The sequence below is a fragment of the Acinetobacter sp. RUH 2624 genome, from assembly GCF_000162375.2.
GTDB lineage: Bacteria > Pseudomonadota > Gammaproteobacteria > Pseudomonadales > Moraxellaceae > Acinetobacter > Acinetobacter nosocomialis.
This window is the reverse complement of the sequence record NZ_KI391939.1, coordinates 1,271,991-1,293,700: the sequence shown is the minus strand read 5'-3', so window position 1 is coordinate 1,293,700 and position 21,710 is coordinate 1,271,991. Positions and strand designations below refer to the sequence as shown.

The window sequence follows — 21,710 nt, the reverse complement described above, 5'->3', positions numbered from 1 at the left end:
CATGTCAGATTGAGCTAATTTTTTATTAAAAATGCTGATAGAATAACCAGTTGTTTATTGTTCTTTGAATTGATGCGGTTTGACTTTGCTTTATAGGGGCAGAGTACAGTAAAATTGCCAAACATTGTAGGCCGATTTCGGCTTGATTGTACGAGAAACTTAATGACCCATTTTATTTTTGTCACTGGTGGTGTGGTTTCATCGCTAGGTAAAGGTATTTCTGCTGCTTCTGTTGCTGCACTTTTGGAAGCTCGTGGCTTAAAAGTCACAATGGTTAAAATGGATCCTTATATTAATGTCGATCCAGGGACAATGAGCCCATTCCAGCATGGTGAAGTTTTTGTTACCGAAGATGGTGCAGAAACCGATCTGGATCTGGGTTATTACGAACGTTTCTTACGTCGCGCGAAAATGACCAAACTAAATAACTTCACTAGTGGTCGTGTATATCAAGACGTTTTAAATAAAGAACGTCGTGGTGATTACTTAGGTGGTACAGTTCAGGTTATTCCTCATATTACCGATAATATTAAAGAACGTGTTCTTCGCGCAGGTGAAGGCTACGATGTTGCTATCGTAGAGATTGGTGGCACCGTAGGTGATATCGAATCTTTACCATTCATGGAATCGGTTCGTCAGTTAATGGTTGAGCTTGGTCATAAACGTACCATGCTTATGCATTTAACTTTATTGCCATATATTAAGTCGGCAGCAGAGTTAAAAACTAAACCAACTCAGCATTCTGTAAAAGAGTTACTTTCAATCGGTATTCAGCCAGACATTCTTATCTGCCGTACTGAATATGATGTAGATGTTGATACTAAACGCAAAATTGCATTATTCACTAACGTGGAAGCACGTGCTGTAGTGGTATGTAAAGATGCAAAAACGATTTATCAAATTCCACGTACCTTCTATGAACAAAACGTTGATGATCTAATTTGTGAGCGTTTTGGATTTAATGATCTTCCAGAAGCAAATCTAGAGGATTGGGACAATGTAGTAGAAGCATTACTGAACCCTGAATACACTTTACGTGTAGCTATGGTTGGTAAATATGTTGAGTTACCAGATGCTTATAAATCTGTAAACGAAGCATTGTTACATGCGGGTATTAAAAATCGCGTAAAAGTACAAATTGATTATGTCAACGCTGAAGAGCTTGAAAGCCAAGATGTATCTATTTTAAGTACAGCTGACGCAATTTTAGTACCAGGTGGTTTTGGTGAACGTGGTACTGAAGGCAAAATGAAAGCTATTCAATACGCACGTGAAAATCGTATTCCTTTCTTAGGAATCTGTTTAGGTATGCAATTGGCAGTTATTGAATATGCTCGCCATGTTGCAGGTATGCCAGAAGCATCTTCTACAGAATTTAACCGTTCTACAAAATATCCACTCATTGGTTTAATTACTGAATGGTTAGATGAGCGTGGTGAATTACAACAGCGTAGCCTTGAGTCTGACTTAGGCGGAACAATGCGTTTAGGTGCACAAAAATCAGAATTGGTTGAAGGCACAAAAACACGTGAAGTCTACGGAAAAGCTGAAATCACTGAGCGTCATCGTCATCGTTATGAAATGAATAATCGTTTCATTGAGGCGATTGAAAAAGCGGGCATGAAGATTTCTGGTTATTCTTCAGCACAACATTTGGTTGAAACTGTAGAAATTCCTGACCATCCTTGGTTTATTGCTGTACAATTCCACCCGGAATTTACAAGTTCACCACGTGATGGACATCCATTATTTGCTAGTTTTATTGACGCTGCAAAAACACAGCATCAAAAAAGTAAGTAATGCGATTTTAAATAAACTGGGAAAGTTTAAATGTCACAATTAAAACCACAAGAAGTTGTACGTTTAGGCGATATACAAATGGCAAATCATTTGCCATTTGTATTATTTGGCGGAATGAACGTACTTGAGTCAAAAGATTTAGCTTTTGAAATTGCTGAAACTTATATTGATATTTGTAAACGCCTAGATATTCCTTATGTATTTAAGGCGAGCTTTGATAAAGCAAACCGTTCTAGTTTGCATTCATTCCGTGGTCCTGGACTTGAAAAGGGTATTGAATGGTTAGGTGACATTAAAAAGCATTTTAATGTTCCAATTATTACCGACGTTCACGAACCATATCAGGCAGCACCAGTTGCCGAAGTCGCTGATATTATCCAGCTTCCAGCTTTCTTAAGTCGTCAAACTGATCTTGTTGAAGCAATGGCTAAAACTCAAGCTATTATCAACATTAAAAAAGCACAGTTTTTAGCTCCTCATGAAATGCGTCATATTTTGCATAAATGTTTGGAAGCTGGAAATGACAAACTTATTCTTTGTGAGCGTGGCTCAGCATTTGGCTATAACAATTTAGTTGTAGATATGCTTGGCTTTGACATCATGAAAGAAATGAATGTACCAGTATTCTTTGACGTGACTCATGCTTTACAAACTCCAGGTGGTCGTTCTGACTCAGCTGGCGGTCGCCGTGCTCAAATTACAACTTTGGCGCGTGCAGGTATGGCAACAGGTTTAGCGGGATTATTCCTAGAGTCTCATCCAGATCCAGACAAAGCAAAATGTGATGGACCATCTGCATTGCGCCTGTCGCAGCTTGAGCCATTCTTGGCACAACTAAAAGAATTGGATACTTTAGTTAAAGGATTCAAAAAGTTAGATACTCATTGATGCAGGAACTTGCATCGCGTTATTCATTCAACTGAGGAATTGTTCATGAGCCAAATCGTTGACATTCGTGCACGTGAAATTTTGGACTCTCGTGGTAACCCAACCATCGAAGCAGACGTCATCTTAGAATCTGGGGTGGTTGGTCGTGCATGTGCACCATCTGGTGCTTCAACTGGTTCTCGTGAAGCTTTAGAACTTCGTGACGGTGACAAATCACGTTACTTGGGTAAAGGCGTTCGTACTGCTGTTCAGAATGTAAATAGCTCAATTCATGAATTGCTTGTTGGTCAGAGTGTTTTTGATCAAAAAGCACTTGATGAAAAAATGATTGCATTTGACGGTACTGAAAACAAATCTAAATTAGGTGCGAATGCAACTTTGGCAGTATCTTTGGCAGCAGCTCACGCAGCAGCAGCTGAACAAAAACTTCCATTGTTCCAATATATTGCTAACTTACGTGGTCAAACTACTTTGACTATGCCTGTACCAATGATGAACATTTTGAACGGTGGTGCTCACGCAGACAACACTGTTGATATTCAAGAGTTCATGATTGAGCCAGTTGGTTTTACTTCATTTGCTGAAGCATTACGTGCTGGTGCAGAAGTATTCCATTCTTTGAAATCAGTTCTTAAAAAACAAGGTTTGAATACAGCTGTAGGTGATGAAGGTGGTTTTGCACCTAACCTTCGTTCAAACGAAGAAGCAATTACTGTAATTCTTCAAGCAATTGAGCAAACTGGTTATAAAGCTGGTTCAGATATGATGCTTGCACTTGACTGTGCATCTTCAGAATTCTACAAGAATGGTCAATATATTCTTGAAGGTGAAGGCAACAAGTCTTTTACAAGCAATCAATTTGCTGATTACTTAGCTGGTCTTGTTAAGCAATATCCAATTATCTCTATTGAAGATGGTTTAGATGAGTCTGATTGGGAAGGCTGGAGCTATTTAACTTCAATTCTTGGTGATAAAATCCAATTGGTTGGTGATGATTTATTCGTAACTAATCCTAAGATTTTACAACGTGGTATTGATGAGAAAGTAGGTAACTCAATTCTGATCAAATATAACCAGATTGGTACATTGACTGAAACTTTAGATGCAATCTACCTTGCTAAAGCAAATGGTTACACGACTGTTATTTCTCACCGTTCTGGTGAAACAGAAGATTCAACTATTGCTGATTTAGCAGTTGGTACAGCAGCAGGTCAAATCAAGACTGGTTCACTTTGCCGTTCTGACCGTGTTTCTAAATATAACCAATTACTTCGTATTGAAGAGTTGACTAAAGCGGTTTACCGCGGTAAAGCTGAGTTCAAAGGTTTAAACTAATCTTTTGAATAATACTTTGCTGATTTAAATATTGATGACAAATTAATATTTAAAATATAAGTGCTATTTCTTTTTTGGGAATAGCACTTTTTTATTTATCCTAAACGTCGAGTTTTTAAAGATTCAGCCCAACTATGATGATGACAGCGAGAACATTCTTGGTCGAGTTTGTTTAAAATTTTTGTTTCACCGCATTTCATACAAGAATAAAAAGTATTAATTTTAAGTACATCAGCTTTGCGGTAAGCATCTGGAAATAAAGGAAGTCCCCATTTAACGTCTTCATCTTCATAATAAAGCAAACTCAAAATACCATCAGATTCAAGTAAGGCTGTTCGGACTTGACCTAAATGCTCTACATTTTGTTGGCGCATTTCCGAGAAAAACTCGTCATGAGAATATGTTTGTTTCTGGAAATCTTTATAAACTAAGAGACCGTCCTTAACGACACAGAGAGCTCGGCCTTCTAATAAATTTTCAATTTTTTTATTTTTTACCATACCCCAAGTAACGAGGCGGTATAAAGAAATAATAGCTACAAAAGCAACAAATGCATGAGCAATAGGTAAGTCTTTAGTAAACATAGGATCACCAGCAGCAGATCCTAAACATAAAATAATAGCCAGTTCGAATAAGGAAAGTTGTCGAATACCACGTTTACCAGATAGTCTTAAAAAAGTAATGATGATAATAAACATCACAGTACATCGGATTAAAATTTCTAAAACAAAGGTCCACGTTGTGTCACCTATAAAAATGTTAGAAAGATCCATCTTCTTCTCACTTATTAAAATATGTATCAAAAATACATTTAAAATTCTTATCAAAATGGAAAGCAAAAAAGTATACTTTTTAGGTAGTTATTGGTTAAAAATATAAGAAATATGTGATTTTATATAGCTTCAAATAAAAATTTAATAAGTTTTATAGGGCTAATTGGATAAGTAATTAAGTATTTTAAGATGCAAATTTTAAATACTAAAACAGAACAGAGCTATAGTACGATTTTAAAACCTAGACTATTGTAGACTTTTAAGAATAATTATTTTGGTTAGGCCTATGATCTATGTAGCACTTGCTGTTATTGGGGTTCTATCAGGACTGATTAGTGGGGTAGTAGGGACTGGGTCATCTATTATTTTGTTGCCTATACTTTCTTATATTTTTGGGGCGAAGCTTGCAGTACCTATTATGGCAATTGCCGCAATCATGGGGAATATTTCACGTGTGGTGTTGTGGCGTAAAGAGCTTAATATTAAAGCATTTCTGTTGTTTACGAGTCTGGGCATACCCGCAACGATACTGGGAGCCAATACTTTATGGGTTATGTCACCGATATTATCCAACTTATGTATAGGTTTCTTTTTCTTTTGCTTAATACCGATTAGGCATTATGCCAAACGCCATAATTTTAAATTTAATTCATGGCAAATGATAGTCGCAGGTGGAGTGCTTGGCTATATCACTGGTGTAGTATTCTCCACAGGTCCATTATTACTTCCGGTTTTTAATGGTTTTGGTTTAACTAAGGGAGCTCTCTTGGCAACAGAGGCGGCAGCTTCATTTGGAATTTACGTAACAAAAAGCTTAACTTTTGGTGTGCTAGGTGTTTTACAGAAAAATATTTTAATTGCGGGAGTTGCGGTTGGTTTTTCTTTAATCATTGGTAATTATATTGGTAAAACATTTGTAATAAAGATGTCTGAGGAAACTTTTAATTTATTGCTAGATTGCATGTTGGCGGTTGCTGGTTTTTCTATGATATTTGCAGTTTTTACTCATTCTTAAGAGTAACTTTTATATACATAGATTGATTTATAAACAGTTGTGTTTATAAACATTATTTTCCTTTCCAATTGAGTTTAATTTTGACAAAATGAAACATGTTACGATGGTCAATTTAAAGTAATATGATCATTCATCGTTTTGCAGGAATTTTGCAGGAATTTTGCATGTCGCTTGTAAATTGTCATACAATACAAAAACTTAATAAAAGTTTTTAATTAAAGCTCTTAATGCTATGTTAGAAGTATTTCGATCCACTTCAAGCAAACTTATATTGCTACTGGTTATTGTTTTAGTAGCTATATTGCAATATCAGTTCTGGTTAGGTGAGGGTGGTTATTTTCCTCATCAAGCGCTTATGCAACAGATCCAACAGCAAGCCGAAGTAAATGATGAGCTTAAAGAGCGAAACCGCATTTTGGCAGCTGAGGTTTTTGACCTAAAAAACGGTACAGAAGCAATAGAAGAGCATGCTCGTCTTGATCTTGGTTTAGTTAAGCCTCATGAAACATTTGTTCAAATGAGTACAATTAGTACCAATTATAAGCCTATTTATATTGACCCGAACGCTAAAGTAGATTTGGAAACTAATGAGACACCTCCATCGCCAGACATCCCAGACTAAATTATGGGCAGTTATCCCTGCTGCTGGTTCGGGAAGTCGGTTCTCCAAAACTGAATTAAAGCAATATCAATACATTCAAGACGCTACTGTTTTAGAACATACGGTTAAACGTTTAAGTCAACTTCCATTAAGTGGCTATGTTTTAGCAATTGGTGCACAGGATAATTTTGCCTCGACTTTAGCTTTTCAGGATAAATATAAGGCTCATTTTTGTAATGGTGGTGCTGAACGTGTGCACTCAGTATTAAACGCTCTAAATTATCTATTGCAGATAGCGGATGAGAATGACTGGGTATTAGTACATGATGCTGCACGACCTTGTGTGACTTTTGAATGTCTTAGTGCTCTTGTTAAAACCGCAGTTGAAACAAACCAGAGTGCTATTTTGGCAATTCCGGTACGCGATACGCTAAAACAAGTAACTAAACAACACCAAATTGATAAAACTGTGAGTCGAGAACTTTTGTGGCAGGCTCAAACTCCCCAAATTGCTAAAATTGGCACGCTTAAAAAAGCAATAGAAACAGCATTAAAAAATAATTTGACCATTACCGATGAGGCGAGTGCACTTGAATCTGTGGACGAAAGTGTACAAGTGGTCATGGGGCGCTCTGATAATATAAAAATTACTTATCCTGATGATTTGGAACTTGCTCGTTTAATTTTACAATCACAGTCTTAAGGTTTTATATACAGTGCTGATGGTTATTTTATTTATGAAATAGCCTAAGCAAATATGTTGTTTTATACATATCTATCCAAAATTATTGGTATTTTTTTACAACTTGAGTTTATAAGATAGATTAAGTAATTTACTGAGATAATGTTCGATAGTCGAACAAAAAAATCCTAAATCGAACAAAACTATATATAGCTTACTAGATCAAAATACGAAAATTATCAAAAATGATTAAAAGGGAAATCTAAGGGAAACACTCGGGATTGAGTGAAATATTTATCTATTCTTCTCGCCTCAGTGTGCCTAACTCTCTTACCTATCTCTTCTTCAATGAGCACAATGGAGTTGTCTAATGATTGACAAAAGTAAGTCCTCACTAAGCGAGGTTTTATCGCAGATTAAAGATGGTGCAACCATTCTGATTGGTGGTTTTGGTACCGCAGGACAACCCGCTGAACTCATTGACGGTCTGATTGAACTCGGTGTTAAAGGCTTAACCATTGTGAGCAACAATGCCGGTAATGGTGACTATGGTCTGGCTAAACTGCTTAAGGCCGGTTCAGTAAAAAAAGTGATCTGTTCTTTCCCACGTCAGTCAGATTCTTATGTGTTTGATGAACTATACCGTGCCGGAAAGGTGGAACTTGAGGTTGTACCGCAAGGTAATCTGGCTTGTCGTATTCAAGCTGCAGGTATGGGTTTAGGTGCTGTATTTACTCCAACGGGCTTTGGAACACTTTTGGCCGAAGGCAAAGAAACTCGTGAGATTGATGGTAAAGATTACGTACTTGAATATCCGATCAAGGCTGACTTCGCTTTGATTAAAGCCTATAAGGGCGACCGCTGGGGTAATTTGGTTTACCGTAAATCTGCACGTAACTTTGGCCCGATCATGGCCATGGCTGCGGATGTCACCATTGCTCAGGTTTCTGAAGTGGTGGAGCTGGGTGGATTAGATCCGGAGCACATCATCACCCCGGGTATCTTTGTACAGCATGTTGTACAAGTACAGCCCGCACAGTAAGCAATAAGGAGAAATAACATGAGCTACCAGAAACTCAGCCGTGACCAGATTGCACAACGTGTGGCACAAGATATTCCAGATGGCGCCTATGTAAACTTGGGCATTGGCTTACCGACTAAAATTGCCAGCTACTTACCTAACGATAAAGATATTTTCCTTCATTCTGAAAATGGCCTATTGGCATTTGGCCCACCACCAGCGGCAGGTGAAGAAGACCCTGAACTGATTAATGCGGGTAAAGAGTTTGTGACCATGCTAGAAGGCGGCAGCTTTTTCCACCATGGCGACTCCTTTGCGATGATGCGTGGTGGTCACCTTGATATAGCGGTACTTGGTGCCTTTCAGGTTGCAGCCAATGGTGACTTGGCGAACTGGCATACAGGTGCGCCAGATGCGATTCCTGCGGTGGGTGGTGCGATGGATTTGGCAGTTGGTGCCAAGAAAGTATTTATCACTACAGACCATGTCACCAAGCAAGGTGAACCAAAGATTGTGGCTGAGCTCACTTATCCGGTAACGGGTAAGCACTGTGTGGATCGTATTTACACCGATCTGTGTGTGATTGATGTGACCAAAGATGGTTTAAAAGTAATTGAGAAAGTTGAAGGTCTTAGCTTTGATGAGTTGCAGGCTTTAACGGGTGCGACTTTGATTGATGCGACTCAAGGGTAAGGAAGTAGGGAAATGACATTAAAAAACGCTTATATCATCGATGCCATCCGTACTCCATTCGGCCGTTATGCCGGTGGCCTTGCACCTATCCGTGCCGATGACCTTGGTGCTGTACCCATTAAAGCCCTCATGCAGCGTAACCCAAGTGTAGATTGGGAACAGGTCGATGATGTGATTTATGGTTGTGCCAACCAAGCTGGTGAAGATAACCGTAACGTGGGCCGTATGTCAGCACTGCTTGCTGGGTTACCTTATCAGGTTCCGGCAACCACCATTAACCGTTTGTGTGGTTCATCACTCGATGCCATTGCCATTGCTGCCCGTGCCATTAAAGCAGGTGAAGCGAACTTGGTGATTGCAGGTGGTGTGGAAAGCATGAGCCGTGCGCCTTATGTAATGGGTAAGTCTGACAGTGCTTTTGGCCGTAGCCAGAAGATTGAAGACACCACTATGGGTTGGCGCTTCATTAACCCAAAACTTAAAGAATTGTATGGTGTAGATACCATGCCCCAGACTGCCGAAAACGTGGCTGAACAGTTCAACGTCAATCGTGCAGATCAGGACCAGTTTGCCTTGGTGAGCCAACAACGCACCGCAAGCGCGCAAGCCAAAGGCTTTTTTTCTAAAGAAATTGTGGCAGTTGAAATCCCTCAGCGTAAGGGTGAGGCTGTTGTGATTGATACTGATGAACATCCACGTGCATCCACCACACTTGAAGGTTTAAGCAAACTTAAACCTGTGGTTAAAGCAGATGGTACGGTCACTGCGGGGAATGCTTCAGGGATTAACGATGGTGCAGCCGCATTGCTGATTGCTTCTGATGATGCAGTTCAGGCTTACAACTTAAAACCACGTGCCAAGATCATTGCTTCAACAGCAGTGGGTGTAGAACCACGTATTATGGGTTTTGCTCCAGCACCAGCCATTAAAAAATTACTTAAACAAGCCAACCTGACTTTAGATCAGATGGATGTAATTGAGCTGAATGAAGCCTTTGCTGCACAGGCATTGGCAGTGACCCGTGATTTAGGTTTGCCAGATGATTCTGACAAGGTAAATCCAAACGGTGGAGCAATTGCATTAGGTCATCCACTGGGTGCTTCAGGTGCACGCCTTGTGACCACAGCCTTAAACCAGCTTGAACAAACAGGTGGTCGTTATGCCTTGTGTTCAATGTGTATTGGTGTAGGCCAAGGCATTGCTTTGATTATTGAGAGAGTCTAATCATGAGTCAGTTATATGCCAGCTTGTTTTACCAAAAAGACGTCACAGACATCTTTAGTGACTCATCCTTAATCGCATACATGATTCAGGTTGAAGTTGCGTTAGCCCAAGCGCAGGCACAAGTTGGCGTGATTCCTCAAAATGCAGCAAATACCATTGCCCAAGTAGCTGAGCATGCACTAGACAAGTTTGATTTTTCCGCTTTGGCAATAGCAACTGGTTTAGCTGGGAATATCGCAATTCCATTTGTAAAACAGCTTACAGCAATTGTTAAAGATGTGGATGAGGATGCTTCCCGCTATGTGCATTGGGGTGCAACCAGTCAGGATATTTTAGACACAGCTTGTATTTTGCAATGCCGTGATGCGTTAAATATTGTGGAAGCTCAAATTCAACAATGCTATGCGACTGCATTACAGCAAGCCAAGCAATATCGCCATCAAGTCATGATTGGACGTACATGGTTACAACAAGCTTTACCAATTACGTTGGGACATAAACTTGCTCGTTGGGCTTCTGCATTTAAACGTGATTTAGACCGTATACAAGCTATGAAATCACGTGTGCTCACTGCTCAGTTAGGCGGTGCTGTGGGTTCATTAGCTTCTTTGCAAAACCAAGGTTCGCTTGTGGTCAGCGCATTTGCGAAGCAACTGAATCTGACTGTACCAACAAGTACATGGCATGGTGAGCGTGACCGTATTGTAGAAATTGCAAGTGTGCTTGGCATGATTGTCGGGAATACGGGCAAGATGGCACGCGACTGGTCACTCATGATGCAAACTGAAATTGCAGAGTTGTTTGAGCCAACCGCAAAGGGTCGTGGTGGTTCATCGACCATGCCTCATAAGCGTAATCCAGTCGCAGCAGCTTCAGTACTTGCAGCAGCGAATCGTGTACCAGCGCTGATGTCTAGCATTTATCAAAGCATGGTACAGGAACATGAACGGAGTTTAGGTGCATGGCATGCAGAATGGTTAGCAGTTCCAGAAATCTTTCAGCTTTGTGCTGGAGCATTAAGCCGTACTAGTGAAGTTCTACAAGGTTTTGAAGTTAATGCTGAACATATGCAACAGAACCTTGAGTGTACCAACGGATTAATTATGGCAGAAGCTGTGATGATGGCACTTGCTCCCAAGATTGGCCGTTTAAATGCTCATCATTTAGTTGAAGCTGCATGTAAAACAGCGGTAGCACAAAACCAGCATTTGTTTGATGTTGTTAGCCAACTAGATGAAGTAAAAGGACAGTTTAACCAGCAAGAAATACGAGATATTTTCAAACCAGAAAATTATTTAGGCAATATTCAGCAACAGATTGATGCGGTTTTGCAAGAAGCACAAGGAGAGTCAAAGTGAAACAGACTATTCGTAATCGTCAAGGAAAACAGTTAGCAGTTTATACAGATGGTCTAAAAGATGCTCCTGTGCTTGTGTTTTCTAATTCATTAGGAACAGACCACGGTATGTGGCAACCTCAGCTTAATGAATTAAAAAGTCATTTTAATGTCATTACATACGACACACGTGGTCATGGTGAAAGTGATGTAATTAGTGACACGACATTGCAAAACTTAGCTGAAGATGTTGTTGATATTTTAGATGCCTTGAATATTGAAAAAGCTCATTTTTGTGGCATTTCAATGGGCGGAATTACAGGGCTTTGGTTGGCTATTCATCATCAAAATCGTTTTAATAGCATTACAGTTGCAAACTCGGCAGCCAAAATTGGTCAGACTGAAGCTTGGTTAAGTCGTGCTGAATCGGTAGAACAAAATGGTTTAGCTGAGCTGGTTAAAACCACGCATACCCGCTGGTTCAGTGAAAAATTTGACTATCAACATAATATTGTTGCACAGACGACGATTCAAAGTCTGGCAAACACACCAGCACAAGGTTATGCCAACGCATGTCGTGCTTTAGCGTATGCCGATTTAAGAGATGAAATTGCACAAATTCAAATTCCAGTACTGCTGATCGCAGGAACAGAAGATCCGGTAACTACAGTAGCAGATGCCGAATTTATGCAGAAGGCAATTAAGAACAGTCAGCTAGCAAAACTGGAAGCATCTCATCTTTCTAGTATTGAGCAACCACAGAGATTTACTCAGGAATTGACTAGGTTTATTCAGCAAATCTAATCGCTTAGTAATTTAAAAGGAATTGGCCTTAAGGAGGCAAATATGGCGTCTCAGGATTACGCTACACCAAACAAAAGCATCGATGCTCAAGCACTGATTAATGATGCTCCACTTAGTAAATATCAATGGATGATCGCAATCATCTGTTTCTTAATTATTTTTACTGATGGTATCGATACAGCTGCTATGGGCTTTATTGCACCAGCATTGGCACAAGACTGGGGAATTGATCGTTCTCAGTTAGGACCGGTGATGAGTGCAGCACTTGGTGGAATGATTATTGGCGCTTTAGTTTCTGGTCCGACAGCGGACCGTTTCGGTCGAAAAGTTGTTTTAGCTGTGGCAATGCTTGTGTTCGGTGGTTTTACTTTGGCATCTGCTTATGCAACCAACTTGGATAGCCTTGTCGTTTTACGTTTTTTAACCGGTATTGGCCTTGGTGCAGCAATGCCAAATGCCACCACTTTATTTTCTGAGTACTGTCCAACCCGCATTCGTTCATTACTCGTGACATGTATGTTCTGTGGCTACAACTTGGGTATGGCTACCGGCGGTTTTATTAGCAGTTGGCTTATCCCTACCTACGGTTGGCATAGCTTATTTTTGCTCGGCGGCTGGTCACCTTTAATTTTAATGATTTTAGTGATTGTAGTGCTACCTGAGTCTTACCGCTTTTTAATTGTGAAAGGTAAGAATCCTGAAAAAGTACGCAAAATCTTAAATCATATTGCGCCAACACAAATTCAAAATGCGACTGCATTTCATGTTCCTGAAGAGAAAACTGAAACAGCTCAAAAGAAAAATGTCTTTGGAATTATGTTTTCTAAGCCATATGCCAAAGGAACAATTTTACTTTGGGTAACTTACTTCATGGGACTCGTGGTTGTGTACTTGCTGACAAGCTGGTTACCAACACTTATGCGTGAAACAGGTGCTTCGATGGAGCGTGCTGCATTTATTGGAGGTTTGTTCCAGTTCGGTGGTGTGGTGAGCGCATTGTTCATTGGCTGGGCAATGGACAAATTCAACCCGAACCGAGTCATCGCTATTTTCTACTTTGCCGCAGGCCTATTTGCAATTGCGGTCGGTCAAAGCTTAGGCAACTCAACCTTACTTGCAGTATTAGTGCTTTGTGCGGGTATCGCCATTAATGGTGCGCAATCTTCGATGCCTGCGTTAAGTGCACGCTTCTATCCAACTCAGTGCCGTGCAACGGGTGTTTCTTGGATGACTGGTATTGGACGTTTTGGTGCAGTATTTGGTGCATGGATTGGTGCGGTGCTACTCGGTAATGATTGGTCATTCACCGCTATTCTCAGTTTATTACTAATTCCAGCGACTGCTGCGGCTGTTGCTGTATTTGTTAAATCACTTGTTGCGCATACCGATGCAACTTAATAGAGGTCTATCACAATGAATGATGAACAACGCTATAAACAAGGCATTGAAGTGCGGACTGAAGTTTTAGGTGAAAAGCATGTTGGTCGGTCTTTGCAAAACCTAAATGACTTTAACCAAGATTTTCAAAATTTTATTAGCCGTTACGCATGGGGTGAGGTGTGGTCGCGTCCGGGCTTGCCACGTCATACACGTAGTTTAGTGACTATCGCAATTTTATTGGCACTGGGCCGTGAAGATGAACTACGCATGCATTTACGTGCTTGTTTCAACAATGGTGTAACCAAAGAAGATTTAAAAGAGCTGATCTTACACAGTTCACTCTATGCAGGTTTACCTGCTGCAAACGCTGCAATGCACATGGCTGAAGAAGTCTTTAAAGAGTTGGGAATAGAAGTAAACCCAATTGCAGCGAAAGAACAGGATTAAGGAGATAAAGATGTCACAACATAGCTGGGGTGCCTACGCCCAACGTAATACAGATGATCATCCACCAGCGTATACGCCAGGTTATAAAACAAGTGTATTGCGTTCGCCAAAAAATGCATTGATCTCTATTAACGAGACTTTAACTGAAGTTACTGCACCGCATTTTTCTTCAAATCTGTTTGGTCCAAAAGATAACGATTTGATTTTGAACTATGCCAAAGATGGTTTGCCAATTGGTGAGCGTGTCATTGTTCATGGCTATGTTCGTGATCAGTTTGGTCGTCCTGTAAAAAATGCACTTCTAGAAGTATGGCAAGCCAATGCTTCTGGTCGTTATCGTCATCCAAATGACAAGTTTATTGGTGCAATGGACCCTAACTTTGGTGGTTGTGGTCGTACCTTAACAGATGAAAACGGTTTTTATATTTTCCGTACCATTAAACCGGGTCCGTACCCATGGCGTAACCGTATTAATGAATGGCGTCCTGCCCATATTCATTTCTCATTAATTGCTGATGGTTGGGCGCAGCGTTTGATTTCGCAATTTTATTTTGAAGGCGACACGCTCATCGACACTTGCCCGATCTTAAAAACAATTCCTTCTGAAGATCAACGTCGTGCATTGATTGCACTAGAAGATAAAAACAACTTTATCGAAGCCGATAGCCGTTGTTACCGTTTCGACATCACTTTGCGTGGTCGTCGAGCGACTTACTTCGAAAATGAATTGACTTAATCGGGAGCACGAGCATGAATAACTGGAATTTTCAGGAATTAAAAGAAACTCCATCTCAAACAGGTGGTCCTTACGTTCATATTGGGTTATTGCCACAACAAGCAAATATCGAAGTGTTTGAAAACAACTTTAATAACCAATTAGTACAAGACCAGACAAAAGGTGAGCGTATTCGTCTTGAAGGTCAAGTGTTTGACGGATTAGGTTTACCGCTACGTGATGTGCTTATCGAGATTTGGCAGGCTGATGCAAATGGTATCTACCCAAGTCATGCCGATACACGTGAGCAAAAAGCTGATCCTGCATTTCACGGCTGGGGTCGTACAGGTGCAGACTTTGAAACAGGTATTTGGAGCTTCAATACGATTAAACCGGGCGCGACAGCAGGCCGTAAAGGCTCAACTCAGGCACCACATATTGCATTAGTCATTTTCGCTCGCGGTATTAACTTAGGTCTTCATACACGTGTTTATTTTGACGATGAAGCTGAGGCAAATGCTAACGACCCAATTCTAAATAGTATTGAATGGGCACCACGTCGCCAAACACTTATTGCGAAACGTTTTGAAGAAAATGGTGAAGTTGTTTATCGCTTCGATATTCGCATTCAAGGCGATGACGAAACTGTATTTTTTGATATTTAAGAAACACCTAAGGCTACACCTGATTATTCAAGGATGTGTGTAGCCTTTTTAAGGATGAACTCTATGAACATGAAAACATTATTAAGCCTAAGTTTGCTTGTAGTCCCATTTTTTACAGCACAGGCAAATGCTGAACCTGTCGTTTTGGCTGCTCAAACACAAACTGCATCTACAGCTGTTAAAACGATTGTTCCGATTACCGCAAAAACCAAAGAACAAGCTCTGGCACAGGCTCAAGTGATTGCAAACACAGCAGATGCTGATTTGGCAGAGTTCCGTATCGATTTATTAAGCTTTGCCAGCGATACAAAACAAGTCATTGCCTTAGGTCATGAGTTGAAAAAGATTTTAGGCAACAAGCCATTGATTGCCACCATTCGTACGAAAAACGAAGGGGGGCAGCTTGAAATTAGTGATGCGGATTATGGTAAGACTTATCAGGCTTATTTAAAAAATCCGTTCATGGATTGGTTAGATGTTGAAATGTTCCGTGATCAAAAACTAGTTTCAGAAATTGTTCAAAAAGCACATCAAAAGAAAGTGCTCGTTGTCATGTCTAATCACGACTTCCAAAAAACACCAAGCCAAGATGAAATTGAAAAACGCTTGTTAAAACAAGATCAAATGGGCGCAGATGTTCTCAAAATTGCTGTAATGCCTAAATCTAAACAAGATGTTTTCACTTTAATGAACGCAACTTTAAAGGTAAGCCAACAGACTACTAAACCTTTATTGACGATGTCGATGGGGCAATTAGGTACGATTTCTCGTGTTGCAACTGCCAATATGGGCGGAAGTTATAGCTTTGGCATGATTGGTCAGGCTTCTGCACCGGGTCAAATTGATGTGACTAAGCTCAAACAGATTTTACAAACCGTTCAACCAACAAACCCATAAATCATAAGGATATGATGAAATGAATACATTACGTTTAACTACTCTTGCATTAGGTTTGATGGTTTCAGGAGTAGCTGCAGCACAAACTTATGTGGTTGACCGTTATCAAGATGATAGCAACAAAGGCTCTTTACGCTGGGCAATTGAACAAGCCAATGCAAACCCAAGCGAAGCTAGCGATATCTTGATTCAAGCAGTAGGCAAAGCACCTTATGCAATTAAATTAAACAGCCCGCTTCCTGAAATTAAAGCACCTATCAAAATTATTGGTACCCAATGGGATAAAACTGGTGAATACATTGCAATTGATGGTTCAAATTATATTAAAGGTGAAGGTGCAAAAGCTTGCCCGGGAGCAAATCCTGAGCAGTATGGTACCAATGTACGTACTATGACTTTACCGGGTTTTGTACTACGTGATGTCAATAACGTGACTTTAAAAGGCCTAGATATCCACCGGTTCTGCATTGGCGTATTGGTTAACCGTTCAAGCAATAACCTCATTCAACACAACCGTATTAGTAATAACTATGGTGGAGCTGGGGTCATGATCACGGGCGATGATGGTAAAGGCAACCCAACTGCAACCACGACTAATAACAACAAAGTTTTAGATAACATTTTCCAAGACAATGGTGATGGTTTAGAACTGACACGTGGTGCAGCATTTAACCTGATTGCAAATAACCATTTTGTTTCTACCAAAGTAAATCCAGAGCCATCACAAGGTATTGAAATCTTGTGGGGCAATGACAATGCTGTAGTTGGAAACAAGTTTGAAAATTATTCGGATGGCTTACAGATTAACTGGGGTAAGCGTAACTATATTGCCTACAACGAAATGACCAATAACTCGATTGGTTTTAACATGACGGGTGATGGCAATATTCTTGATAGCAATAAAGTGCATGGCAATCGTATTGGTGTTGCCATTCGCTCAGAAAAAGATGCAAATGCAAGAATTACACTGACTAAAAACCTAATTTGGGACAACGGTAAAGATATTAAACGCTGCGAAGCAGGTGGTTCATGTGTACCAAATCAGCGTTTAGGTGCAATTGTATTTGGAGTTCCTGCGCTTGAGCATGAAGGATTTGTTGGTTCTCGTGGTGGTGGTGTGGTGATTGAGCCATCTAAACTACAAAAAACATGTACTCAGCCAAATGAACAAGGTTGTAATGCTCAGCCGAATCAGGGTATTAAAGCGCCTAAGTTAACAGCAAATAAAGGTTCAGTTAATATAGAGGTAAATGGTTTACCAAACCAACGTTACCAAGTTGAGTTTTTTGGCAACCAGAGTACGACATCAAAAGAAGCTGAGCAGTATTTAGGGACTATAACAGTTGCCACAGACGTACAAGGCAACGCAAAAGCCAATTGGAAGCCAACAGTCAAAGTTGCCTCAATTACAGCAAATGTAACGGATCACTTTGGTGCAACTTCTGAGCTTGGGTTTGTGCAAGTTAAATAATAAAAAAATAAAGCGCCTCAAAACAGGGGGCGCATTTTAGAAAAGATAAAAGGGACTTGAAATGCCAAACGTAATCAAACTGAGTGTATTAACAATTGCTGTATTAGGTAGCCAATTTGCACTTGCGAATGAGCCGTGGTCACAAGACCGCCAATGGTTATTGGGTGACTGGAATGGTGAGCGTCAACAATTAGAGCAACAGGGTTATAAATTTACAGCTTCTATCATGAGCCAAGCTGCCACAAATTTAGATGGTGGGTATAACGACAGCAATACTTTTGAGAATGCTGCGCAGCTTTCTTTGGGTGCAACTTTCGATTTAGACAAAATTGCTGGATGGAAAGATACAACCGCGAGCTTAGTTGTGACTAAACGTGACGGTAATGCGCTTACTTTAGAGCGTATTAAAGACCCACGCTCTAGCCAACTTGGTAACGCACAAGAGATTTATGGTCGTGGCAAAATCTGGCGTTTATCTCAAGCATGGATAAAAAAAGGCTTTGCTGATAATACCGTACAAGTCAAAGTTGGTCGTATGGGCATGTCAGAGGACTTTAATAGTTCTCAATGTGAGTTTCAGAACTTATTGCTTTGTGGTGGGCAGTTAGGAAAATCAATTGGTTCAATTTGGTATAACTCACCAGTTGGTGTTTGGGCTGCAAACGTTAAATATCAGTTTGCACCTGAGTGGACTTTAGGTGTTGGCGTGTATGAGGTCAATCCAGACAATATTAAAACCGAATCAAACAGTGATGGTTTTAATCTGGATATGAATAACGTCAAGGGCGCTACTATACCGGTTGAACTTGCATGGAAACCAAAACTTGCTGCTTTCAATGGTTTACCGGGTGAATATAAAGTAGGTGCACTTTACTCAACCGCAGAAGCAAATGATATTAAAACTGCAGGTAAAGTTCATGACGGAAAACAAAGCTTCTGGATTAATGCGCAGCAACAACTTAGCCATGCCGGCCAAGATCCGAAACGCGGTTTATATGTAAGTTTTAATGGCGTTGTAAATGATAAAGCAACGACCTTTGTACAAAGTACACAACAACTTGCACTTTGGTATAAGGGCCCATTTGACAGCCGACCAAATGATTCAATTGGTTTTGGTATTGCCAATTATGTCGTTAATGACCGTGCTAAAGATAAGCAGATCGCGACAAATGAAAGCCGCGGATACTATAGCTATGATCCGATCGCATCTAACTATATTCCAATTCAGGACGACGAACTAAACGTTGAATTGAACTATACCTATCAATGGTCTCCGGCCGTCATGCTGCGACCAAATATTCAATATATCCATCAACCTGCTGGTGTAAAAGAAGTTGATGATGCTTGGGTGGCGGGCCTGAGTGTAAAAGTTAATTTTTAACAATATTGATGGCTGGTTAGACATAGTTTAACTGGCCCAAATGCTTGAACTATTTGTGTTCAGTATATGTGGAGTAGGATCTATGTCTGAGTCAGATTCTAAGTTTCATATCTTATTCAAAATATGGTGTTTTATTTTAGGTCTAGTTTTATTGGCTACCGGTGTTTTTTACATTGTAGGTGGTGGAAAACTAGTATCACTCGGCGGTTCTTGGTATTTCCTTATCTCAGGACTGTTTATAACCATTTCGGCAATTAGTATCTTCCGTAAAAAAGCACTTGGTGTCTGGATTTTTGCAGTTGTTTTTATCGGTACGGTAATTTGGTCACTGATTGACGCTGGATGGGAATTTTGGCCGTTATTCTCGCGCTTAATGTTTCCTGCTGGTCTTTTTGCTGCGTTGTTATTTACCTTACCTTCAATTCGACGTTACCAATTTCAAAATGGTTCAGCATCCTCAGCGTATGCTGTTGGTGGACTAGTCGTTGTCGGTATGTTGATTGCGCTTTACCAAATGTTTCAACCGCACCCGACAGTAGCAAGCTCAGGTCAAAAGCTACCTTTAGTGCCAGTTGACCCTGCTAAAAAACAGGTGAATTGGGAAAATTATGGTAATGATTCTGGCGGTAGTCGTTTCGTTGCTCTCGATCAAATTAATCGAGATAACGTTCATAAGTTAAAAGAAGCATGGCGCTTTAGAACAGGTGATTTTACAACGGGTAGCGGTAATGGTGCTGAAGACCAAATGACCCCACTACAAGTTGGAAATAAAGTCTTTTTATGTACGCCGCATAACAATATTTTTGCAATAGATGCTGATTCGGGTAAACAGCTTTGGAAAGCTGAGGTGAACTCTAAAGCCGATGCTTGGGAGCGTTGCCGTGGTGTTGCATACTTTGATTCAACAAAAACACGTGTACAACCAACTTTAGCTGGTGCAACTCCGGTCACTACTGTTGCGGCCAACACAGCATGTCCACGCCGTGTATATACCAATACTCCCGATGCTCGTTTAATTGCAGTCAATGCAGATACTGGTGAACGTTGTGCTGACTTTGGTGTGAATGGAACAGTTAACCTGCTCGAAGGCTTAGGCGATGGAACAAAAGCTCCACGTTTTGAAGTGACTTCTGCACCAACGATAGCAGGTACTACTATTGTAGTCGGCAGCCGTATCGCAGATAACGTGGCAGCAGATATGCCGGGTGGCGTAATCCGTGGTTATGATGTGATTACAGGTAAACTCCGCTGGGCATTTGACCCACGTAACCCTGATCCTAACCATGTTCTAAAACCAGGTGAAACGTATAAACGTAGTTCGGCAAACTCTTGGGCCGCTATGTCGTATGACCCACAAATGAATACAGTGTTCTTACCTATGGGGAGTTCATCTGTTGATATTTGGGGTGGTAATCGTAATCCGTTAGATCACAAATACAATACTTCTGTGTTGGCACTCGATGCGACAACGGGTAAAGAAAAGTGGGTATATCAAACTGTTCATAATGACTTATGGGACTTTGATTTACCAATGCAACCAAGTCTAGTCGACTTTCCATTAAAAGATGGTACGACTAAGCCAGCTGTTGTGATTGGAACCAAATCAGGCCAATTCTTTGTTCTAGACCGTGTAACTGGTAAACCACTTACTAAAGTGATTGAACAGCCAGTGAAAGCTGCGAATATTCCGGGTGAGCAATATAGTTTAACTCAACCACGTTCTGTTGAAATGCCTCAAATTGGTAATCAGACTTTAACTGAGTCAGATATGTGGGGTGCTACACCGTTTGATCAGCTCATGTGCCGTATTAACTTTAAGTCAATGCGTTACGAAGGTTTATTTACTGCACCGGGTACTGATGTTTCATTAAGTTTTCCTGGTTCTTTAGGTGGCATGAACTGGGGAAGTATTGCTTTTGACCCGACTCATCGTTACATGTTCGTAAACGACATGCGTCTTGGTTTATGGGTTCAACTCATTAAACAAACCCCTGAAGATATTAAGATTCAGGCGAGTGGCGGTGAAAAAGTAAATACAGGTATGGGGGCTGTACCAATGAAAGGGACACCATATAAAGTGAATAAAAACCGCTTTATGTCTGCTTTAAGTATTCCTTGTCAAAAACCACCATTTGGTACCATGACTGCAATTGATATGAAAACTCGTCAGGTTGCATGGCAAGTACCACTTGGCACAGTTGAAGACACTGGACCTTTAGGTATTAAGATGGGCTTAAAAGCACCGATTGGTATGCCGACTATTGGTGGACCGATGGCAACTCAAGGTGGTTTAGTCTTCTTTGCTGCAACTCAAGATTACTACTTGCGTGCTTTTGATTCATCTACAGGTAAAGAGCTGTGGAAGTCACGTATGCCAGTAGGTAGCCAAGGTACACCAATCAGCTATGTCTCACCTAAAACAGGTAAACAGTATGTAGTGGTTACCGCGGGCGGTGCACGTCAGTCTCCGGACCATGGTGATTATGTGATCGCATATAGTTTAGAGAAGTAATTAAACAGGGCAAAAGGATAAATTTTCTTTTGCCCTTATTTTTTTAATATCTTTTTTCTATTAGAGTGTT

Annotated in this window: 20 protein-coding genes; 19 read left to right on the top strand and 1 reads right to left on the bottom strand. The window is 40.5% G+C overall.

Going from position 1 to position 21,710, the window contains the following annotated elements; all coding sequences use genetic code 11:
* The first annotated feature begins 162 nt into the window (after positions 1 to 162).
* From HMPREF0014_RS12735 to eno, 3 genes are read left to right on the top strand one after another with little or no spacing between them, the layout of a single operon-like run.
* Positions 163 to 1,800: a CTP synthase gene (locus tag HMPREF0014_RS12735; RefSeq protein ID WP_002050609.1), complete on the top strand. Its 1,638-nt coding sequence runs from the start codon at positions 163 to 165 to the stop codon at positions 1,798 to 1,800.
* Positions 1,801 to 1,830: 30 nt separating this feature from the next.
* Entirely contained in the window at positions 1,831 to 2,688 is an 858-nt protein-coding gene (gene kdsA, locus HMPREF0014_RS12730) for a 3-deoxy-8-phosphooctulonate synthase (RefSeq protein ID WP_000080538.1), read from the top strand.
* A 45-nt stretch (positions 2,689 to 2,733) separates the two neighbouring features.
* The gene (gene eno, locus HMPREF0014_RS12725; protein ID WP_004708520.1) at positions 2,734 to 4,023 is read left to right on the top strand and encodes a phosphopyruvate hydratase; all 1,290 of its coding nucleotides are present in this window, start codon (positions 2,734 to 2,736) and stop codon (positions 4,021 to 4,023) included.
* Between the two features lie 95 nt (positions 4,024 to 4,118).
* Here eno and HMPREF0014_RS12720 read toward each other — a convergent pair whose 3' ends face one another.
* A complete protein-coding gene (locus tag HMPREF0014_RS12720; protein WP_004708522.1) occupies positions 4,119 to 4,796 on the bottom strand; it encodes a YetF domain-containing protein in 678 nt (225 codons plus the stop codon).
* Positions 4,797 to 5,082: 286 nt separating this feature from the next.
* On the opposite strand from HMPREF0014_RS12720, the gene HMPREF0014_RS12715 reads away from it, so the two are divergent.
* The 16 genes from HMPREF0014_RS12715 to HMPREF0014_RS12640 all read left to right on the top strand — a co-directional run bounded on the left by HMPREF0014_RS12715 (position 5,083) and on the right by HMPREF0014_RS12640 (position 21,640).
* On the top strand, positions 5,083 to 5,811 hold the full coding sequence (locus HMPREF0014_RS12715) for a sulfite exporter TauE/SafE family protein (protein WP_004886978.1): 729 nt from the start codon (positions 5,083 to 5,085) through the stop codon (positions 5,809 to 5,811).
* A gap of 232 nt (positions 5,812 to 6,043) precedes the next feature.
* The gene (gene ftsB / locus HMPREF0014_RS12710) at positions 6,044 to 6,433 is read left to right on the top strand and encodes a cell division protein FtsB (RefSeq protein ID WP_004701341.1); all 390 of its coding nucleotides are present in this window, start codon (positions 6,044 to 6,046) and stop codon (positions 6,431 to 6,433) included.
* The gene (gene ispD / locus HMPREF0014_RS12705) at positions 6,399 to 7,115 is read left to right on the top strand and encodes a 2-C-methyl-D-erythritol 4-phosphate cytidylyltransferase (protein WP_006580882.1); all 717 of its coding nucleotides are present in this window, start codon (positions 6,399 to 6,401) and stop codon (positions 7,113 to 7,115) included. The genes ftsB and ispD overlap by 35 nt, the downstream gene beginning before the upstream one ends.
* Positions 7,116 to 7,464: 349 nt before the next feature.
* Complete coding sequence (locus HMPREF0014_RS12700; RefSeq protein WP_004886985.1) at positions 7,465 to 8,136, top strand: 3-oxoacid CoA-transferase subunit A; 672 nt, start codon at positions 7,465 to 7,467, stop codon at positions 8,134 to 8,136.
* Between the two features lie 18 nt (positions 8,137 to 8,154).
* Positions 8,155 to 8,808 (top strand): 3-oxoacid CoA-transferase subunit B, encoded by a 654-nt coding sequence (locus HMPREF0014_RS12695; protein WP_004886986.1) that lies wholly within the window; start codon positions 8,155 to 8,157, stop codon positions 8,806 to 8,808.
* Between the two features lie 12 nt (positions 8,809 to 8,820).
* Positions 8,821 to 10,032 carry a 3-oxoadipyl-CoA thiolase gene (gene pcaF / locus HMPREF0014_RS12690; protein WP_004886988.1) on the top strand — a complete coding sequence of 404 codons (1,212 nt, stop codon included), beginning with the start codon at positions 8,821 to 8,823 and terminating at the stop codon, positions 10,030 to 10,032.
* A 2-nt stretch (positions 10,033 to 10,034) separates the two neighbouring features.
* Positions 10,035 to 11,390, top strand: a complete 1,356-nt coding sequence (locus HMPREF0014_RS12685; protein ID WP_004886990.1) for a 3-carboxy-cis,cis-muconate cycloisomerase — start codon at positions 10,035 to 10,037, stop codon at positions 11,388 to 11,390.
* Positions 11,387 to 12,172, top strand: coding sequence for a 3-oxoadipate enol-lactonase (gene pcaD, locus HMPREF0014_RS12680; RefSeq protein WP_004886991.1), 786 nt, complete (start codon positions 11,387 to 11,389; stop codon positions 12,170 to 12,172). The genes HMPREF0014_RS12685 and pcaD overlap by 4 nt, the downstream gene beginning before the upstream one ends.
* Before the next feature lie 42 nt (positions 12,173 to 12,214).
* The gene (locus HMPREF0014_RS12675) at positions 12,215 to 13,570 is read left to right on the top strand and encodes an MFS transporter (protein ID WP_002048835.1); all 1,356 of its coding nucleotides are present in this window, start codon (positions 12,215 to 12,217) and stop codon (positions 13,568 to 13,570) included.
* A 15-nt stretch (positions 13,571 to 13,585) separates the two neighbouring features.
* A complete protein-coding gene (gene pcaC / locus HMPREF0014_RS12670; protein ID WP_000997505.1) occupies positions 13,586 to 13,999 on the top strand; it encodes a 4-carboxymuconolactone decarboxylase in 414 nt (137 codons plus the stop codon).
* A gap of 10 nt (positions 14,000 to 14,009) precedes the next feature.
* Positions 14,010 to 14,735, top strand: coding sequence for a protocatechuate 3,4-dioxygenase subunit beta (gene pcaH / locus HMPREF0014_RS12665; RefSeq protein ID WP_000077913.1), 726 nt, complete (start codon positions 14,010 to 14,012; stop codon positions 14,733 to 14,735).
* 14 nt (positions 14,736 to 14,749) lie between these two features.
* Entirely contained in the window at positions 14,750 to 15,379 is a 630-nt protein-coding gene (gene pcaG / locus HMPREF0014_RS12660) for a protocatechuate 3,4-dioxygenase subunit alpha (protein WP_004886992.1), read from the top strand.
* A 69-nt stretch (positions 15,380 to 15,448) separates the two neighbouring features.
* A complete protein-coding gene (gene aroD / locus HMPREF0014_RS12655) occupies positions 15,449 to 16,276 on the top strand; it encodes a type I 3-dehydroquinate dehydratase (RefSeq protein ID WP_079377016.1) in 828 nt (275 codons plus the stop codon).
* Positions 16,277 to 16,295: 19 nt separating this feature from the next.
* On the top strand, positions 16,296 to 17,747 hold the full coding sequence (locus HMPREF0014_RS12650) for a NosD domain-containing protein (RefSeq protein WP_004886994.1): 1,452 nt from the start codon (positions 16,296 to 16,298) through the stop codon (positions 17,745 to 17,747).
* 61 nt (positions 17,748 to 17,808) lie between these two features.
* A complete protein-coding gene (locus tag HMPREF0014_RS12645; RefSeq protein WP_004886995.1) occupies positions 17,809 to 19,128 on the top strand; it encodes a carbohydrate porin in 1,320 nt (439 codons plus the stop codon).
* Positions 19,129 to 19,210: 82 nt separating this feature from the next.
* A complete protein-coding gene (locus HMPREF0014_RS12640) occupies positions 19,211 to 21,640 on the top strand; it encodes a membrane-bound PQQ-dependent dehydrogenase, glucose/quinate/shikimate family (RefSeq protein ID WP_004886999.1) in 2,430 nt (809 codons plus the stop codon).
* Positions 21,641 to 21,710: the final 70 nt, after the last annotated feature.

What these genes read in the sequence shown, in the direction of transcription:
- HMPREF0014_RS12700 (WP_004886985.1), top strand. Translation starts at nt 7,465, where the DNA reads ATGATTGACAAAAGTAAGTCCTCACTAAGCGAGGTTTTATCGCAGATT.
- kdsA (WP_000080538.1), top strand. Translation starts at nt 1,831, where the DNA reads ATGTCACAATTAAAACCACAAGAAGTTGTACGTTTAGGCGATATACAA.
- pcaG (WP_004886992.1), top strand. Translation starts at nt 14,750, where the DNA reads ATGAATAACTGGAATTTTCAGGAATTAAAAGAAACTCCATCTCAAACA.
- ispD (WP_006580882.1), top strand. Translation starts at nt 6,399, where the DNA reads ATGAGACACCTCCATCGCCAGACATCCCAGACTAAATTATGGGCAGTT.
- HMPREF0014_RS12650 (WP_004886994.1), top strand. Translation starts at nt 16,296, where the DNA reads ATGAATACATTACGTTTAACTACTCTTGCATTAGGTTTGATGGTTTCA.
- HMPREF0014_RS12645 (WP_004886995.1), top strand. Translation starts at nt 17,809, where the DNA reads ATGCCAAACGTAATCAAACTGAGTGTATTAACAATTGCTGTATTAGGT.
- pcaF (WP_004886988.1), top strand. Translation starts at nt 8,821, where the DNA reads ATGACATTAAAAAACGCTTATATCATCGATGCCATCCGTACTCCATTC.
- HMPREF0014_RS12640 (WP_004886999.1), top strand. Translation starts at nt 19,211, where the DNA reads ATGTCTGAGTCAGATTCTAAGTTTCATATCTTATTCAAAATATGGTGT.
- aroD (WP_079377016.1), top strand. Translation starts at nt 15,449, where the DNA reads ATGAAAACATTATTAAGCCTAAGTTTGCTTGTAGTCCCATTTTTTACA.
- ftsB (WP_004701341.1), top strand. Translation starts at nt 6,044, where the DNA reads ATGTTAGAAGTATTTCGATCCACTTCAAGCAAACTTATATTGCTACTG.
- eno (WP_004708520.1), top strand. Translation starts at nt 2,734, where the DNA reads ATGAGCCAAATCGTTGACATTCGTGCACGTGAAATTTTGGACTCTCGT.
- HMPREF0014_RS12685 (WP_004886990.1), top strand. Translation starts at nt 10,035, where the DNA reads ATGAGTCAGTTATATGCCAGCTTGTTTTACCAAAAAGACGTCACAGAC.
- HMPREF0014_RS12720 (WP_004708522.1), bottom strand. Translation starts at nt 4,796, where the DNA reads ATGGATCTTTCTAACATTTTTATAGGTGACACAACGTGGACCTTTGTT.
- HMPREF0014_RS12695 (WP_004886986.1), top strand. Translation starts at nt 8,155, where the DNA reads ATGAGCTACCAGAAACTCAGCCGTGACCAGATTGCACAACGTGTGGCA.
- pcaC (WP_000997505.1), top strand. Translation starts at nt 13,586, where the DNA reads ATGAATGATGAACAACGCTATAAACAAGGCATTGAAGTGCGGACTGAA.
- HMPREF0014_RS12675 (WP_002048835.1), top strand. Translation starts at nt 12,215, where the DNA reads ATGGCGTCTCAGGATTACGCTACACCAAACAAAAGCATCGATGCTCAA.
- pcaH (WP_000077913.1), top strand. Translation starts at nt 14,010, where the DNA reads ATGTCACAACATAGCTGGGGTGCCTACGCCCAACGTAATACAGATGAT.
- HMPREF0014_RS12735 (WP_002050609.1), top strand. Translation starts at nt 163, where the DNA reads ATGACCCATTTTATTTTTGTCACTGGTGGTGTGGTTTCATCGCTAGGT.
- HMPREF0014_RS12715 (WP_004886978.1), top strand. Translation starts at nt 5,083, where the DNA reads ATGATCTATGTAGCACTTGCTGTTATTGGGGTTCTATCAGGACTGATT.